The organism is Rhodococcus sp. 320_ES, assembly GCF_059691855.1.
Genome location: NZ_JCAWAG010000002.1, coordinates 582,493 through 597,689, shown reverse-complemented (window position 1 = coordinate 597,689; position 15,197 = coordinate 582,493). Strand labels below are relative to the sequence as shown.

14 protein-coding genes are annotated in these 15,197 nt (G+C 65.6%); 12 read left to right on the top strand and 2 right to left on the bottom strand.

Annotation, left to right across the window (positions count from 1 at the left end; all coding sequences use genetic code 11):
* The first annotated feature begins 51 nt into the window (after nucleotides 1–51).
* Both AC59JP_RS09520 and AC59JP_RS09515 read left to right on the top strand, forming a co-directional pair.
* On the top strand, nucleotides 52–1,695 hold the full coding sequence (locus AC59JP_RS09520; RefSeq protein WP_497325510.1) for an FAD-binding protein: 1,644 nt from the start codon (nucleotides 52–54) through the stop codon (nucleotides 1,693–1,695).
* Nucleotides 1,692–1,880: a ferredoxin gene (locus AC59JP_RS09515; protein ID WP_497325509.1), complete on the top strand. Its 189-nt coding sequence runs from the start codon at nucleotides 1,692–1,694 to the stop codon at nucleotides 1,878–1,880. The genes AC59JP_RS09520 and AC59JP_RS09515 overlap by 4 nt, the downstream gene beginning before the upstream one ends.
* An 88-nt stretch (nucleotides 1,881–1,968) precedes the next feature.
* On the opposite strand, the gene AC59JP_RS09510 is transcribed toward AC59JP_RS09515, so the two are convergent.
* Together AC59JP_RS09510 and AC59JP_RS09505 are read right to left on the bottom strand one after the other, a co-directional pair.
* Nucleotides 1,969–2,235 carry a hypothetical protein gene (locus AC59JP_RS09510; RefSeq protein WP_497325508.1) on the bottom strand — a complete coding sequence of 89 codons (267 nt, stop codon included), beginning with the start codon at nucleotides 2,233–2,235 and terminating at the stop codon, nucleotides 1,969–1,971.
* Nucleotides 2,232–3,383, bottom strand: coding sequence for a 3-ketosteroid-9-alpha-monooxygenase, oxygenase component (locus tag AC59JP_RS09505; RefSeq protein ID WP_497325507.1), 1,152 nt, complete (start codon nucleotides 3,381–3,383; stop codon nucleotides 2,232–2,234). The genes AC59JP_RS09510 and AC59JP_RS09505 overlap by 4 nt, the downstream gene beginning before the upstream one ends.
* A 301-nt stretch (nucleotides 3,384–3,684) precedes the next feature.
* Here AC59JP_RS09505 and AC59JP_RS09500 point away from each other — a divergent pair, with 301 nt between their 5' ends.
* From AC59JP_RS09500 to AC59JP_RS09455, 10 genes are read left to right on the top strand one after another with little or no spacing between them, the layout of a single operon-like run.
* Nucleotides 3,685–4,449, top strand: coding sequence for an MlaE family ABC transporter permease (locus AC59JP_RS09500; protein ID WP_497325745.1), 765 nt, complete (start codon nucleotides 3,685–3,687; stop codon nucleotides 4,447–4,449).
* A 7-nt stretch (nucleotides 4,450–4,456) separates the two neighbouring features.
* Nucleotides 4,457–5,299, top strand: a complete 843-nt coding sequence (locus AC59JP_RS09495) for an MlaE family ABC transporter permease (RefSeq protein ID WP_497325744.1) — start codon at nucleotides 4,457–4,459, stop codon at nucleotides 5,297–5,299.
* 10 nt (nucleotides 5,300–5,309) lie between these two features.
* Nucleotides 5,310–6,467 (top strand): MCE family protein, encoded by a 1,158-nt coding sequence (locus AC59JP_RS09490; protein WP_497325506.1) that lies wholly within the window; start codon nucleotides 5,310–5,312, stop codon nucleotides 6,465–6,467.
* Nucleotides 6,464–7,489, top strand: a complete 1,026-nt coding sequence (locus tag AC59JP_RS09485) for an MCE family protein (RefSeq protein ID WP_497325505.1) — start codon at nucleotides 6,464–6,466, stop codon at nucleotides 7,487–7,489. The genes AC59JP_RS09490 and AC59JP_RS09485 overlap by 4 nt, the downstream gene beginning before the upstream one ends.
* Nucleotides 7,486–8,535: an MCE family protein gene (locus AC59JP_RS09480; RefSeq protein ID WP_497325504.1), complete on the top strand. Its 1,050-nt coding sequence runs from the start codon at nucleotides 7,486–7,488 to the stop codon at nucleotides 8,533–8,535. The genes AC59JP_RS09485 and AC59JP_RS09480 overlap by 4 nt, the downstream gene beginning before the upstream one ends.
* Nucleotides 8,532–9,797 carry an MCE family protein gene (locus tag AC59JP_RS09475; RefSeq protein ID WP_497325503.1) on the top strand — a complete coding sequence of 422 codons (1,266 nt, stop codon included), beginning with the start codon at nucleotides 8,532–8,534 and terminating at the stop codon, nucleotides 9,795–9,797. The genes AC59JP_RS09480 and AC59JP_RS09475 overlap by 4 nt, the downstream gene beginning before the upstream one ends.
* On the top strand, nucleotides 9,794–11,002 hold the full coding sequence (locus tag AC59JP_RS09470; protein ID WP_497325502.1) for an MCE family protein: 1,209 nt from the start codon (nucleotides 9,794–9,796) through the stop codon (nucleotides 11,000–11,002). The genes AC59JP_RS09475 and AC59JP_RS09470 overlap by 4 nt, the downstream gene beginning before the upstream one ends.
* Nucleotides 10,999–12,381, top strand: a complete 1,383-nt coding sequence (locus tag AC59JP_RS09465; protein WP_497325501.1) for an MCE family protein — start codon at nucleotides 10,999–11,001, stop codon at nucleotides 12,379–12,381. The genes AC59JP_RS09470 and AC59JP_RS09465 overlap by 4 nt, the downstream gene beginning before the upstream one ends.
* A gap of 49 nt (nucleotides 12,382–12,430) precedes the next feature.
* Entirely contained in the window at nucleotides 12,431–14,074 is a 1,644-nt protein-coding gene (locus AC59JP_RS09460) for an acyl-CoA synthetase (protein ID WP_497325500.1), read from the top strand.
* Between the two features lie 8 nt (nucleotides 14,075–14,082).
* Nucleotides 14,083–15,195, top strand: a complete 1,113-nt coding sequence (locus AC59JP_RS09455; RefSeq protein ID WP_497325743.1) for an NAD(P)H-dependent flavin oxidoreductase — start codon at nucleotides 14,083–14,085, stop codon at nucleotides 15,193–15,195.
* The last annotated feature ends 2 nt before the right edge of the window (nucleotides 15,196–15,197 follow it).

Genomic DNA, 15,197 nt, shown 5'->3' with positions numbered 1-15,197 from the left:
GGTCCAGCGATCGGATGTCTCCTCCGTAACCGACCCGGGAGGGAGCAACAGATGGTCGATCCGACGTGGGACCAGGAATTCGACGTCGTCGTCGTCGGGTTCGGCGCCGCAGGAGCGTGTGCCGCCATCGAGGCGAGCGACCGCGGCGCCGCGGTGCTCCTCGTGGACCGGTTCGGCGGGGGAGGTGCCACGGAGATCAGCGGTGGTGTCGTCTACGCCGGCGGCGGAACGTCGATCCAGCGTGCGGCGGGGGTTGCGGATTCGCCCGAAGCGATGCTCGACTACCTGCGCCGCGAAGTCGGCGACGCCGTCTCGCCGGACACTCTCGAGGCGTTCTGCAACGGCAGCGTCGAACAGTTCGAATGGCTTCGCGCCGAGGGTGTTCCCTTCGAGGCATCGTTCGATCCACGCAAGACGTCGTATCCCACGAACGACACCTTCCTCTACTACTCCGGCAACGAGACGGTGCCCGCGTACCGGTCCGAGCATCCCCCCGCCGCACGCGGACATCGGAGCAAAGGCCGTGGCGTATCGGGAAAGACGTTGTTCGCCGGCTTGCGCAGTGCTGTCGCACGGCGCCCGGTCGAGTTCCGCAGCAGCACCGTCGCGACCGCGCTGGTGCGTGACGACTCCGGTCGCGTCATCGGCCTCGAGTGCCGAGCGGTACAGGATTCGATCGTGCCGTGGCGGTTGATTCACCGCCGGCTCGCCGGGTTCGCACGAAAGTGGAACCTCTACTACCGACCGTTCGGCCGCAAGATCGAGATACTGGTCAAGGGAATCGAACGGGCGCACTCGACCACGAGGCGATACGGCGCACGCCGCGGCGTGGTCGTCGCCGCCGGCGGATTCGCGTTCGACCGCAAGGCGGTCACCGAGCTTGCGCCGGCCTTCCGTCGCGGATCGCCGTTGGGCACGATGGCGGACGACGGATCGGGCATCGCCTTGGGGCGGTCGGTCGGCGGAGCGGTCGCCCGGATGAATCGAATGTCCGCGTGGCGCTTCTACAATCCGCCGCTCGCCCTCGTCGGCGGGATCCTGGTCGACGCGACCGGGCGCAGACTGTGCAACGAGTCGCTGTACGGAGCAACCATCGGATCCGTCATCGCCGAACAGCCGGATTCGACGGCGTACCTGATCGTCGACGAGGCGATCAGGCGGCGGGCGGCAACGCAGATTTTCGGACAATGCTTGTGGTTCCAGGCGCTGCAGGCGGTGTACATGCTGACCGTGGGTGCGCGGTCGGCCGACGATGTACGCAACCTCGCGCGGTCGTGCGGCATGGATCCCGACGTCCTCGAGTCGGCGGTCGACACGTACAGCGCCGACGCCGCGGCCGGACGCCCGGACGCGTTCGGCAAGAGCCCCGATTACGTCGTTGCCCTGCGGCCGGGCCGGATGCACGCGATCGACTGTTCGATACGAGTGCGGCCCGGATATCCCTGTCCCGTCATCACTTTGGGCGGGCTGTCGGTGTCCGAACGGGACGGCTCGGTGCTGGACGAGAGCGGTGCGAGCATCCCCGGTCTGTACGCGGTGGGACGCAGCGCGGTGGGAATTTGCTCCGAGTCCTACGTCAGTGGCCTCTCGATCGCCGACTGCATATTCTCGGGTCGCAGAACCGGTGCGACACTTGGTCATCCGCTACCGAGCGGTCATGGCGACAACGACGGACGGAAGGTGGGTTCTCGATGAACATCACGGTGAACTGGGATCTGTGCGAGGCGAACGGGGTGTGCGAGCAGTTCGCGCCCGACACCTTCTCGCTGAACGACGACGACGAACTGGTGGTCGCGGCGTCGGTGGACAGCCCCGAGGAAGAAGATCGCGTCAAGCGTGCCGTCGCGGCGTGCCCGAAAGCTGCTCTGACCCTGAGCTGACGGTCACTGCGGTCCGGATGTCACTGCGGTCCGGATGTCACTGTGGTCCGGATGTCACTGCGGTCCGGATGTCACTGCGGTCCGGATGTCACAGCGGTCCGGTGACCACGATCCGTCCGTTCGCGACCGCATCGGCCACGGTGGCGCGGATCTCCGCGCACCCGTCGACCAGGCCGGGGTGTCGCCCGCGCGCCACCTCGGCTCTGATCTCGGGGCAGTCCTCGGCTGCGGAGCCGCTCCACTGCACGGACGTCTGCACGTCCGTGCTCTTGCGCACCGATACGGCGGTGGCGCAACGGCGGCACCGCACCTCGCGAAATCCCTCCTCGAGGTAGACGTACCGGTCGTCGTTCACGTGCTTGCTGCCGCCGCGGCCGCCACGTTGGCCGCCACCTCGCGTTCCCAGTTCTCCAGTGCCGTGGAGACGTCGACCTCGAATTCGAAGCGATTCACCATCTCGTCCGTCACGTCGGCCCGGTCCACGTAGAACTGTTCGTACCAACGACGCAGCTGGTAGACGGGACCGTCCTCCTCGCACAGGAGCGGGTTGTCCATCTTCGTCTTGGTCTTCCATACCTCGACGTCCTGGAAGAACCCGGTGGAGAAGCTGTCCGCGATCTTCGCTGCGATCTTGTCCTGATGCGCGGGTTCGAGCCCCGGAATCTTCTTGACGATGACACCGACCTGGAGATGGAACGAATCGGGCGATACCGGGTAGTGGCAGTTCACCAGGATCGCCTCGATGGCGAAGCCGCCGATGTCGGAATGCAGCGTGTTGATCATGTAGGACGGACCGTGGTATGTCGCAACGGAATCCAGAGTCGTGTTGTCCCCGGAGTAGTTCCCGGCGGACGTCACGTCGGCTCGGCCTTTCGAGGTCAGGTACTGCGTCGCGAGATGCCCGTCGAAGACGTTGCGGAAGCGCGTGGGGAACGCGAAGTGGACGTAGAAGAAGTGCGCCATGTCGACGACGTTGTCGATCACTTCGCGTGGCGTCGAGTTCTCGATGAGGATTTCACTCCAGCGCCAGTCGCTCCACTCGTCGGACAGGGCCTCCTCGATCACCGGGATGGCCACGTCGTCCGTCGGCGCGATGCCTTCCGGGTCGTGCCACACGAACAGCTGCTTGTTGCGCTCCTCGCATATCCACGACCGGGTTCGAGCGCGACGCGGAACCCGCTTGGCGTAAGGGATCTCGGTGCACTTTCCGGCACCGTTCCATCGCCAGTCGTGGAACGGGCATGCGATGGAGTCGCCCTTGATCTCGCCGCGGGACAGATCGCCTCCCATGTGCCGGCAGTACGCGTCGAGGACCTGCAACCGGCCGTCGATCTCGAAGACGACGAGCTTCGTTCCGAACGCGGAGACGGCGTGCGGCTTGCCGTCGTGGAAGCGGTCGGCCAAGCCGAGGCAGTGCCATCCGCGCGCATACCGGGAGAGCGGAGTCCCTGAGTCGATCTCGCGGATGCCGGATTGCTGCGCACGAGGCTGGGGTGTGGACACGACGTCGTCCATAACGAGGTGCTCCCGTCTGAAGTGGAGAGTGCTGAAGCTGAGGATCGACTGCGTTCGGTACCACCGAAGATATGACACGCGTTACAGTCGCGTACGGCAGTCGCAGACAGGGGGAAGTCTCCGAACCGTGCATTCCAACCATACTGGAACACGTGCTAGAAAATCACGCGATGATGCAGTTGAAGCGCATATTGACATCGAAAACATGTTCTCGATAGTGTGGCGCGGACCACACCCCTTCGACGTGACTGTTCCGCGGGACAGCCGAAACGGAAGTCTGTTCATGCCGATGAAGTCGCTACTGGTGACACCACTGCGTAGCACTGGGGGATTCTTCGCACTGGCGGGTGATGTTCTCCGGATCGCAGTGACCCGACCGCTGAACGTGCGCGAGTTCATCGATCAGGCGTGGTTCGTGGCCCGTGTCTCGACGCTGCCCGCCGTCCTCGTCGCCATTCCGTTCACCGTGTTGGTGAGCTTCACGCTCAACATTCTTCTCCGCGAGATCGGTGCGGCGGATCTCTCTGGGGCCGGAGCCGCGCTGGGCGCCGTGACACAGGTCGGACCCATCGTGACGGTGCTCATCGTCGCCGGTGCGGGTGCCACCGCCATTTGTGCGGACCTCGGCTCGCGCACCATCCGCGAGGAAATCGACGCGATGCGCGTGCTGGGAATCGACCCCGTCGAGCGCCTCGCCGTGCCGCGCGTGCTGGCGTCCGCCGTCGTGGCGATCATGCTCAACGGTCTGGTGTGCACCATCGGAATTCTGGGCGGTTACATCTTCTCGGTGTTCCTGCAGGGCGTGAACCCGGGCGCGTTCGTCTCGGGCATCACGCTGCTCACCGGCGTGGGAGAGTTCGTGACGGCCATCATCAAAGCCGGCTGTTTCGGCATCATCGCGGGCCTTGTCGCATGTCATCGCGGACTGTCCGTCAAGGGCGGGGCGAAGGCGGTCGGCGAAGCCGTCAACGAGACGGTCGTCTACTCGTTCATGGCACTGTTCGTGGTCAACGTCATCATCACCGCCATCGGTATCCAAGTGACGGGCAACTGACGTGGCGATCATCACCGCGCGCTTTCCTCGGACCGTCCGCGCCGGCAGAAACGCCCGGCGCGCGATCGACTCGATCGGTGATCAGGCCATCTTCGACGCCCGCGCCGTGTGGCTGGTGCCGCGCGCGCTGTTGGGCTACCGCAAGGAGACCCTGCGACTCATCGCCGAGATCAGCATGGGCACCGGAGCTTTGGCGGTCATCGGTGGCTCGGTGATCATCGTCGGCTTCCTGACGCTGTTCACCGGCGGAACGATTGCGGTGCAGGGATACAACTCGCTCGGCAACGTCGGAATCGAGGCTCTCACCGGCTTCTTCGCCGCGTTCATCAACGTGCGTATCGCCGCCCCCGTCATCTCCGGCATCGGACTCGCCGCCACCATCGGAGCCGGCGCGACCGCGCAACTCGGCGCCATGCGGGTGTCCGAGGAGGTCGATGCACTCGAGGTCATGGCCATCGAATCCATGACCTATCTGGTGTCCACCCGTCTGGTCGCCGGAATGCTCGCGATCGTTCCGCTCTACTCGCTCGCGCTGCTCGCCTCGTTCTACGCGAGCCGGTTCGCGACCGTCGTGCTGTACGGGCAATCCGCGGGCACGTACGACCACTACTTCTCCACGTTCCTCAGTCCCACCGACGTTCTGTGGTCCTTCGTTCAGGCCGTGGCGATGGCTGTCGCCGTGATGCTGATCCACACCTATTACGGGTACAACGCCGCGGGTGGCCCGGCCGGTGTGGGCCGCGCGGTCGGCAACGCCGTGCGCACGTCCTTGATCGTCGTCGTGACGATCACGCTGCTCACCTCACTGGCCGTGTACGGCCGGTCCGGCAACTTCAATCTGGCGGGGTGAGGTCCGACCCATGTCTCGCACGCTCGCGGCTCTCGCAGTTCTGATCGGAACGGTCCTCGTCTTCGCCGGTGCAATTTTCCTCTACACGGGCGGCACGACCAGCACGTTCGAGGTGGTCGTCTCCACCGACCGCGTCGGACTGGTCCTCGACGAGGACGCCGACGTCCGGATGCGCGGCGTCGTCGTGGGGCGTGTCACGCGGATCGAGCAGGATCCGTCCGGGGCGCAGCTGTACCTCGCGCTGGACAAGGATCGCGCACGGGAGATCCCCGCCAACTCGCCGGTTCGAATCGACTCGACGACGGTGTTCGGCGCCAAGTTCGTCTCGTTCGTACCCCCTCAGGTGCCCGACTCCACCGCGATCCGCGCCGGCGCCCGCGTGCAGTCGACCAACGTCACCGTCGAGCTGAACACCGTCTTCGAGAACCTGACCTCGGTCCTGCAATCGGTGCAGCCGCAGAAGCTGAAAGAGGTGCTCGCGTCCTTCTCCACAGCCCTGCGGGGGCGCGGTGACCGACTGGGCGAGACGCTCGTGGCCGCGGACCGCTACGTGCGCGACATCAACGCCAGTCAGGGTGACCTGGTGACCGCACTCGACGGCGCCGACAAGGCATCGAACATCTACGCCGACGCGGCACCGGATCTCGTGCAGCTGCTCGCGAGCACCACACGGGTCGCCGACACCGTCGTCGATCAGAAGGTGCCTCTCGCTGAGACGCTCGCAAAACTGCACGGTCTCGGCGACGAGGGCGGCGCACTCTTCGAGGAGAACTCGCCCACGTTGAGCAAGACATTGAGGACACTCGAGCCCACGACGGCGATCCTGGCCGAGTATTCGCCCGAATTCCCCTGCCTGTTCAACGGATTCGCGTTCAGTGGCAAGGAGGGCGCACCGTCCTACGTCGGCCAGCCGGGTATCAAACTGCAAGCGGGTCTGCTGCCGGGAACATCGACGTACACCGCCGCGAACAACCTTCCGCGCGTTGCGGCCACCGGTGGACCCCAGTGTGTCGGTCTGGACAACCCGAATCTCGAGGACCATGCGCCGTACTACGTCACCGACGTCAACGCCAACCCGTTCAATCCTCTCCAGCGCACCCCGCAGGTGAACACGAACTCGCTGCTCGACATCCTCTACGGCGTGATACCGGCGGGTGGTGGCCAATGAGGCGCGGCCGTTCCACCGCCGTCAAGTTCACCGTGTTCACCGTCGTCATGGTGATGATTTCCGCTGCGGTGGCCACCGTGCTCGGTCAGTTCTCGTTCGGATCGACCACGACGTACAACGCGGAGTTCACCGATGCGTCGGGCCTGATCCCGGGATCAGCGGTACGCATCGCCGGGGTGCCGGTGGGGAAAGTGAAAAGCGTGAAGGTGGACGACGGTTCCACCTCCGCGACAGTGGGTTTCGACGTCGACCGCTCGGCGCTGCTACTCCAGAGCACCCGCGCGACCGTCCGTTACCAGAACCTCACCGGCGATCGATACCTCGAACTGCTCGATGCGCCGGGGTCGGCAGCCACGCTCGCACCCGGGTCCACCATTCCGCTCGATCGCACGACGCCCGCCCTCGATCTCGACGCGCTGATCGGAGGGTTCGAGCCGCTGCTGCGTTCCATTCAACCCGACCGTGTCAACGTCATCGCCTCGTCACTGCTCGAGATTCTGCAGGGACAGGGCGGCACGGTCGAAAGTCTCTTCGCCAGCACCGGCGCGCTCACCGGAACCCTCGCGGACCGCGACGAGGTCATCGGTCGGGTGATCGACAATCTCGAGAAGGTTCTCGGGACCGTCGCCGACCGCGGAGATCGCTTCCAGGGCACGGTCGACGAGCTGACCCGATTGGTGGACGGTCTGTCCGCGGACAGGCAGTCGCTCGGCGCGTCCGTCGGCACACTCGACTCCGCCACCGCGGAGTTGACGAACCTCCTCACCGGAGTGCGCCCGTCCGCCGCGGGGACGGTCTCCGAGCTGAACCGCCTCGCGGAGCAACTCGACATCGCTCGCCCCACGTTGGAGCGGCAACTGAACGACATGCCGGAGAACTACCGCAAGATGGCGCGAACGGGTGTGTACGGCAGCTTCTTCCAGTTCTACCTGTGCGAGATCTCCATCAAGTTCACCGGTCTCGACGGAAAACCCGTGTTGGCCAAGCTGATCGGGCAGTACGGCGGGCGGTGTTCGCCATGAGAAGTGCTGCGGAGATCGCGGCGAGCAGTGCGCTGCGGATGGGTGTCATCGGAGTCTCGTTGTGCGTGTGTGCAGTCCTGGTGGGGCTGGACCTCGCTCGGCTGCCCTATCTCGACATCGATCCGCGTCACGATGCGGTGTTCGCGGAGGCCGGTGGTCTGATCGTGGGTGATCGGGTGGTCGTGGCCGGTGTGAACGTCGGCTCGGTGACGTCTATCGACTTGGTCGACGGCAATGCCGACGTCACCTTCGCCGTCGACTCGAACGTTCGACTCGGCGATGCGACCACCGCCGAGATCGCCACGGACTCGCTGCTGGGCCGACGCGCGGTGGTCCTGTCCTCGTACGGCAACGACCGCCTTCGCGCCGGTGAGACAATTCCTTTGGAGCGCACCGAATCTCCGTACTCGCTCACCGATGCCCTCGAAGGCCTGACGGCGGCGACCCAGGGGATCGACACGGACCGGGTAGGGCAGTCGCTGAACGCGGTCTCGGACGTGGTGAAGCAGGTCGACCCACAACTCTCCGGAGTCCTCGACGGACTCACCCGACTGTCGACCACGATCGACTCGCGCGACGACGACCTGACGCGCCTGCTGCAGCGCGCGAAGGAAGTCACGGCAATTCTCGCGAAGCGCAGCGATCGCATCGACTCGCTGTTCGTGCAGGGTGCCGCACTGCTGGGAGAACTCGACGGCCGCAGAACCCAGATCGCCGCTCTGATCGAGCAGGTCGGGGGTCTGTCACAGCAACTCACCGGTCTGGTGGCCGACAACGAGGCGACGCTGGCTCCCGCCCTCGATCGCCTCAACCGTGTCACCGATCTCCTGCAGCAGAAGAAGAGCAACATCGACGCATCGCTGACGGGTCTGAGCATCTACGCCGGAGAACTTGCCGACGTGGTGGCCAGTGGTCCCTTCTACTACGCGTACGTGGCCAATCTGGTTCCGGGGCAATATCTTCAGCCCTTGCTGAACGCCGGCTTCGGACTGCCTCAACCGCCGCTGCCCATTCCCGAGATCGTCCCGAACGGCGGTACGCCATGATCACCCGCTTTCGTGTCACGGTGGCGGTGGCCGTACTCGTCGTATGCATCGCCGTGGCCGCCGTGTGGACGTACGCGATCCCGTACATCCGGTACTACACGTTGACCGCGACGTTCGCGTCCACGACCGGTCTGTACGAGGGCGACGAGGTGCGGGTCGCCGGCGTCGCCATCGGCCGGGTCGCATCGATCACCCAGGGCAGCGACGGAAGCGATGTCGAACTGAAGGTCGCCAGATCGGTCGACGTGTCGGCCGACGCGAAAGCCGTGATCGTCGCGACCTCGCTGGTGTCGTCGCGGTTCATCCAGTTGACTCCGTCCGCGAAGGACGGTGAGCCGACTCTGGCGCACGGCAGCCACATCCCGCTCGACCGCACGGCGGTACCGCTCGAATGGGACGACCTCAAGACTCAGTTGGAGCGGCTGACCGAATCGCTCGGGCCTGCGGCCGACGGAGCCCGCGGCGCCTTCGAGCAGTTCATCGACTCGGCGGGTGACACGCTCGACGGCAAGGGGCGCGAGCTCGGCGACACCATCACCGCGCTCGCCGCGTCCACCCGCACTCTCGCGGCGAATCGTGGCGACATCTTCGAGACGGTGCGAAACCTGCAGACCTTCACCTCGACTCTCGCGCAGAGTTCGCAGCAGATCGAGGATTTCCAGACCCGACTCGCATCGGTGTCCTCCACGCTGAACGACAGCGGTGAGGTGCTGGGCTCGTCGCTCGCCGACCTCGACACGGCGCTCGAGGAGGTGCGTCGTTTCGTCGCGGAGAACACGGACGCGCTGAGCAAGCAGGTCTCGACTCTGGGTGACGTCACGACGGTGCTCACCGACCGTCGGAACGAGATCGAGAGAATTCTGCACACGGCGCCGACGGCGTTGTCGAACTACTACAACATCTATTCGCCGCTGCAGGGAACGTTCGCGGGCTCGCTCGCTCTGCAGAACTTCGCCAACCCCATCGACTTCGCGTGCGGTGCGATCACCGGCCTGGCCAATGCGACGTCCGATCAGGGAGCGAATCTGTGTGCCCAGTACCTCGGCCCGGTGCTGTCCAATCTCGCGGTGAACTACCCGCCGATCTCGACCGCGGGATTCACCGGGGTGCGAGCGGACGAGAACCAGCTGTTCTACAGCGAACCGGATCTGGCTCCCGGCGGGGCCCGCGCGGACGACGGAAAGATGCCGGTGGGGACGGCACGGACGTCACCTCCTCCGCCGGGCGGTCTGGCCGAACTCCTGATGCCGGGTGCACCGTGATCGGCGCTCGCGCTCGGGTGGCCGGTTCCATCGCCATGGGTAGCGCAGCCATGTTGCTGCTCGGGGCTTGCGGCGGAGGGGGATTGGTCGATCTCCCGCTGCCCGGCACCGAAGGCCGCGACGCCGGCTCGTACGCCGTCACCATCATGATGCCGAACGTCGGCACGATCACCCCGAACTCTCCGGTGCAGGTCGACGACGTCACGGTCGGCACCATCGACAAGATCGAACTGGACGGGTGGCACGCAAAGGTGACGGTGCGAATCGACGGTGACGTGGTTCTGCCGGCGGACGCCACCGCGAAGATCGGACAGACGAGCGTCCTCGGCTCTCAACACATCGCACTCGCGCCTCCGGATTCGGGTACGCCGTCCACCGGCAGACTGTCCGACGGCGACGTGATCCCTCTCGAGCGCGCCGCGATCTACCCCACGACGGAACAGACCCTGTCCTCGCTGTCGGTCGTGTTGAACGGCGGCGGCATCGATCAGCTCGACACCGTCACCCGGGAACTGTCGAACGCACTCGACGGCACCTCGGCGCAGGCGCGATCGCTGATCGCCGGTCTCGACACCCTGGTCGGCACCCTCGATGCGCAACGTGCACGCATCGTCGGGACGATCGACGGTCTGGATCGACTGTCGGCAACCTTCGCGGGCGAGGAGCAGACGCTGCAGAACGCTCTCGATCGCATCGCGCCCGCCCTGACCGTGCTCGCCGACGATCGGGCCGAGATCACCGCGGCGCTGGCTGCGACGGCTCGATTCGGTTCGGCAGCAGAGTCTTTCAGCGACGCCTCGCGTCAGAGCCTCATCGACAACCTGACCGCGTTGCGCACCACGCTGAAGTATCTGGCCGATTCGGGCCAGAACCTGCCGGACGCCGTGGACACCCTCGCAACGTTCCCCATACCGCAGTCGGCTATCCCCAAGGGCGTTCGCGGTGACTACACCAACCTCTTCCTGGTCCTCGATCTCACCGTCGACCGGCTCGAGAGCGGGTTCCTCGCCGGCACGCCGTTGGGTCCCGCGGCCGTGGGTCCGGAAGCGATGATCGGTGCGCCGCCGGTGCCGATGCCGGTGAACACGGATCCGCTGATCGATCCGCTCGGACAGCTGAGCGACGCCATCGGTCGAGGAATATCCGATGCGGTCGGATCCCTTCTGCCCCCGCCGCCCCCGCCACCGGCAGGACCGACCCCATGACCTTGACGCCGTTCGTTCGAGTGCAGCTGACCCTCTTCGCGATTCTCACCGTGATCTCGTTGACCATCATGGGCGTCGGGATCGTTCGGCTCCCGGCCATGTTCGGGATCGGCACCATCGACGTCGTTGCCGAGATGGACACCGCCGCAGGTATCTACGTGGGTGGCAACGTGACCGTTCGCGGGTCCACGGTCGGTCGTATCCGGGACGTGGACCTGACGTCGGACTCGGTACACGCCACGCTGCGGATCGACAGTGGCGCAGACATTCCGAAGGATTCGACGGTCTACGTCCGCAGTGTGTCGGCGGTCGGTGAGCAGTACGTCGACTTCGTCCCGGCCGCCGACTCCGATACGTCCGACGTCCTGAAGGACGGCGACGTGGTGCGGATCGAGGCCGCGAATCAGCCGGTGCCGGTGGGCCCGCTGCTCGACGATGCGGACGCGCTGCTGGCGTCGGTTCCACGTGAGAAGCTCAGCAGTCTGCTCGACGAGTCCGCCCAAGCCTTCGGCGGGCGCGGTGAGGACATGCGCACGATTCTCGATTCCACCGCCGACCTTGTCGACAGCGCGGTGGAGAACGAATCGCAGACGCGCGATCTGTTGCGAGACGGTGGAACCGTCCTGCAGACGCAGGCCCGCACGGGCGACTCCATTCGAGAATGGGCCGCCGACGTGAACGGCCTCACCGCCAGATTGAACGACATCGACCCGACGATCCGCTCGGTACTGGACCGAGCTCCTCGCGCAGCGGCGGTGGCGACCAACCTGTTCCAGCAGGTGCGACCGACCCTGCCGTTGCTGCTGGCGAATCTCTCCTCGGTCAGTGACGTGCTGTTGACCTACAACCCTGGCGTGGAACAACTTCTGGTGTTGTTGCCACCACTCGAGGCGGCTCAGACCACGGTCGTCGGCGGCGGCAAGGACGTCGGTGCGGCGAACGTGGACTTCCTCCTCCAGTTCAACGCGCCGCCTGCCTGTACCACCGGCTACCTACCGGCCGATCAGCGCCGTAGTCCGAACGAGTTGGAAGTGCTGGACACGCCGCCCGATCTGTACTGCAAGATCCCACAGGACACGGACACTCTCACTCGTGGCGTCCGAAACTTCCCGTGCATGGAGGTTCCGGGGCGGCGAGCTCCTACGCCGGAGATCTGCCGCAGCGAGGAGGGATACGTTCCCCTCGGGACCAATCCGCCTGTGGGAGATCCGAATTCGTTGACACCGGCCCCGCAGCCGCGAGTCGGCGCGACGACGTACGAGCCGCCGTCGGGCACGTACGTGGGGCCGGACGGACGGACGTATGCGGTGGAGCCGATGAACAACGCGGCTCCCGGTTCGCCGCCGACTCTGGACGGCCTGATGAACGCCGGCCGATAGGCCGTAATCGGGTCTTTACAGAAAAGAGAACACGTTCTAGTTTAGTATCATGGCCTTCACAATCGCAGACCTGATCGAACACACCGTGGACCTGGTACCCGAACGCACCGCGGTGGTGTCGGCGGACACCGGTCGCGAGATCACCTTCGCGCAGCTCGAGGAACGCGCCAACCGACTGGCGCATTTCCTCGCTTCGCGTGGTGTCGGACCCGGCGACAAGGTTGCGTTGTACAGCCGCAACAACATCGAGTCCATCGAAGCCGTACTGGCGATCTACAAGATTCGCGCCGTCTCGGTCAACGTGAACTACCGATACGTCGGCAAGGAACTCGCGTACCTCTTCGACAACTCCGATTCGGTGGCGGTGTTCTTCGAACGTCGCTACGCCCGGCTCGTCGAGCAGAGCATGGTCGACTGCCCCAAGTTGACCACGGCGATCGTCATCGAGGACGGCACCGACCTCGAGACCGACTCCTTCGGTGCGTTCACGTATGACGACGCGTCCGCGCAGGGCTCACCGGAACGCGATTTCGGGCCGCGCAGCAACGACGACCATTTCATGGTCTACACCGGCGGTACCACGGGAATGCCCAAGGGCGTGGTGTGGCGGCAGGAAGACGTCTGGCGCGTGCTCGGCGGCGGCATCAACTTCATGACGGGGGAGCGGGTTCCGGACGAGTACGAGCTCGCCCGTGTCGGCGCGGGCAGCCCCGCCCTGACCCGGTTCCCGATTCCGCCGATGATCCACGGCGCGACGTTCTGGGCGTCGATGCAGTCGCTGTTCACCTGCGGGAAGGTCGTCATGGCAGCGGAGTTCGACCCGGTACGCATCTGGGAGATCATCTCCGAGCACAAGGTGAACGTGGTGCTGCTCGTCGGTGACGCCATGGCCCGGCCGATGATCGACCACCACGACAGCAAGTACGACACGTCGGTGCTCTACGCGGTGGCCAGCAGTGCGGCCCTGTTCTCGCCGTCGGTCAAGGAGCAATACCTCGAACGGTTCCCCAACACGATGTTCACCGATTCGATCGGGTCGTCCGAGACCGGTTTCGCCGGAATGGGCATCGTCACCAAGGGATCCGTCGACAACGGCGGCCCTCGCGTACGCATCGACGATGCCAACTCGGTCATCGACGAAGACGGCAAACCGATCGAACCCGGTTCGGAGAAGATCGGTCTTCTCGCTCGGCGCGGACACATTCCACTCGGGTACTACAAGGACGAGGCGAAGACGAAGGCGTCGTTTCGGGAGTACGACGGTGTCCGGTACGCGATCCCCGGTGACTACGCGCGCGTCGAGAGCGACGGCACCGTGACGATGCTCGGCCGCGGATCCGTCTCCATCAACACCGGCGGCGAGAAGGTATTCCCGGAAGAGGTCGAGGGCGCACTCAAGGCGCACCCCGGTGTCATGGACTGCCTCGTGGTCGGAGTGGCCGACGAGCGGTACGGGCAACGCGTGGTCGCCGTGGTGCAACCTCGACCGGGCGTCGAGGTGGACTTCGAGGAGCTCGTGGCCGAGGCCAGAGGCCACATCGCCGGCTACAAGGTGCCCCGGAGCATGTGGGTGGTCGACCGCATCGAGCGATCACCCTCGGGCAAGCCCGATTACCGCTGGGCGCACGAGGTCACCGAGTCCACCCCGGCACGAGCGCATCTCGCGTCGGCCACCATGGCATCGAAAGGCTGATCATGGCTGTGAACACCGATCTTGCACGCCGGCTGGGCATCGAGTACCCCATCGTCGGTTTCACGCCGTCGGAGAAGGTTGCTGCGGCCATCACGCGGGCGGGGGGCATGGGAGTCCTGGGCTGCGTCCGCTTCAACGATCCCGAGGAACTCGACCGCACCCTCGACTGGATGGACGCCAACACCGACGGCAAGCCCTACGGCGTGGACATCGTCATGCCCGCCACCGTGCCGCAGGAGGGCACGGCCGTCGACCTCGATGCGCTGATTCCCGCCGAACACCGTGCTTTTGTGGACCGCACCCTGAGCGAGCTCGGTGTGCCACCGCTGTCGAACGATCCGGCGGAGGCGGGCGGTGTTCTCGGCTGGCTGCACTCGGTGGCGAAGTCGCACGCGGAGGTCGCGTTTCGGCATCCCATCAAGCTGATCGCGAACGCCCTGGGATCGCCCCCGGCCGACGTCGTCGATGCGGCGCACGATCACGGAGTCCCGGTTGCAGCGCTCGCCGGCAAGCCGGAGCACGCGACGCGGCACGCGGACAAGGGCATCGACATCGTGATCGCCCAGGGGTACGAGGCCGGTGGCCACACGGGTGAGATCGCGTCGATGGTGTTGATTCCGGAGATCGTGGACGCTCTGGACGGCCGCGCGGCTGTCCTCGGAGCCGGCGGGATCGGCAGCGGGCGTCAGATCGCGGCAGCGTTGGCGCTCGGCGCCGAGGGCGTGTGGATGGGCTCCTACTGGCTCACGACGTCCGAATACGATCTCGGCATCCGTCGCGACGGAATCTCCGCGTTCCAGGAGGCGATGCTCGGGGCAACCTCGAGCGACACCGTGCGCCGGAAGATCTACTCCGGCAAGCCCGCTCGGCTCCTCAAGACCAAGTGGACGGACGCCTGGGATCAGCCCGGCGCGCCGTCCCCCCTGCCGATGCCGCTGCAGAACCTGCTCGTCAGCCAGGCGCACCAGCGGATCAATGCCTCCATGGATCCGGACGTCGTCGCGATGCCGGTAGGACAGATCGTCGGACGCATGAATTCGGTGCGTCCGGTGGCCGAGGTGATGGCCGACCTCGTCAGCGAGTACGAGGACACGATGAACCGGCTCGAGAAGAGCCGCTGAGT

What these genes read in the sequence shown, in the direction of transcription:
- AC59JP_RS09475 (WP_497325503.1), top strand. Translation starts at nt 8,532, where the DNA reads ATGATCACCCGCTTTCGTGTCACGGTGGCGGTGGCCGTACTCGTCGTA.
- AC59JP_RS09465 (WP_497325501.1), top strand. Translation starts at nt 10,999, where the DNA reads ATGACCTTGACGCCGTTCGTTCGAGTGCAGCTGACCCTCTTCGCGATT.
- AC59JP_RS09500 (WP_497325745.1), top strand. Translation starts at nt 3,685, where the DNA reads ATGAAGTCGCTACTGGTGACACCACTGCGTAGCACTGGGGGATTCTTC.
- AC59JP_RS09515 (WP_497325509.1), top strand. Translation starts at nt 1,692, where the DNA reads ATGAACATCACGGTGAACTGGGATCTGTGCGAGGCGAACGGGGTGTGC.
- AC59JP_RS09460 (WP_497325500.1), top strand. Translation starts at nt 12,431, where the DNA reads ATGGCCTTCACAATCGCAGACCTGATCGAACACACCGTGGACCTGGTA.
- AC59JP_RS09520 (WP_497325510.1), top strand. Translation starts at nt 52, where the DNA reads ATGGTCGATCCGACGTGGGACCAGGAATTCGACGTCGTCGTCGTCGGG.
- AC59JP_RS09490 (WP_497325506.1), top strand. Translation starts at nt 5,310, where the DNA reads ATGTCTCGCACGCTCGCGGCTCTCGCAGTTCTGATCGGAACGGTCCTC.
- AC59JP_RS09485 (WP_497325505.1), top strand. Translation starts at nt 6,464, where the DNA reads ATGAGGCGCGGCCGTTCCACCGCCGTCAAGTTCACCGTGTTCACCGTC.
- AC59JP_RS09480 (WP_497325504.1), top strand. Translation starts at nt 7,486, where the DNA reads ATGAGAAGTGCTGCGGAGATCGCGGCGAGCAGTGCGCTGCGGATGGGT.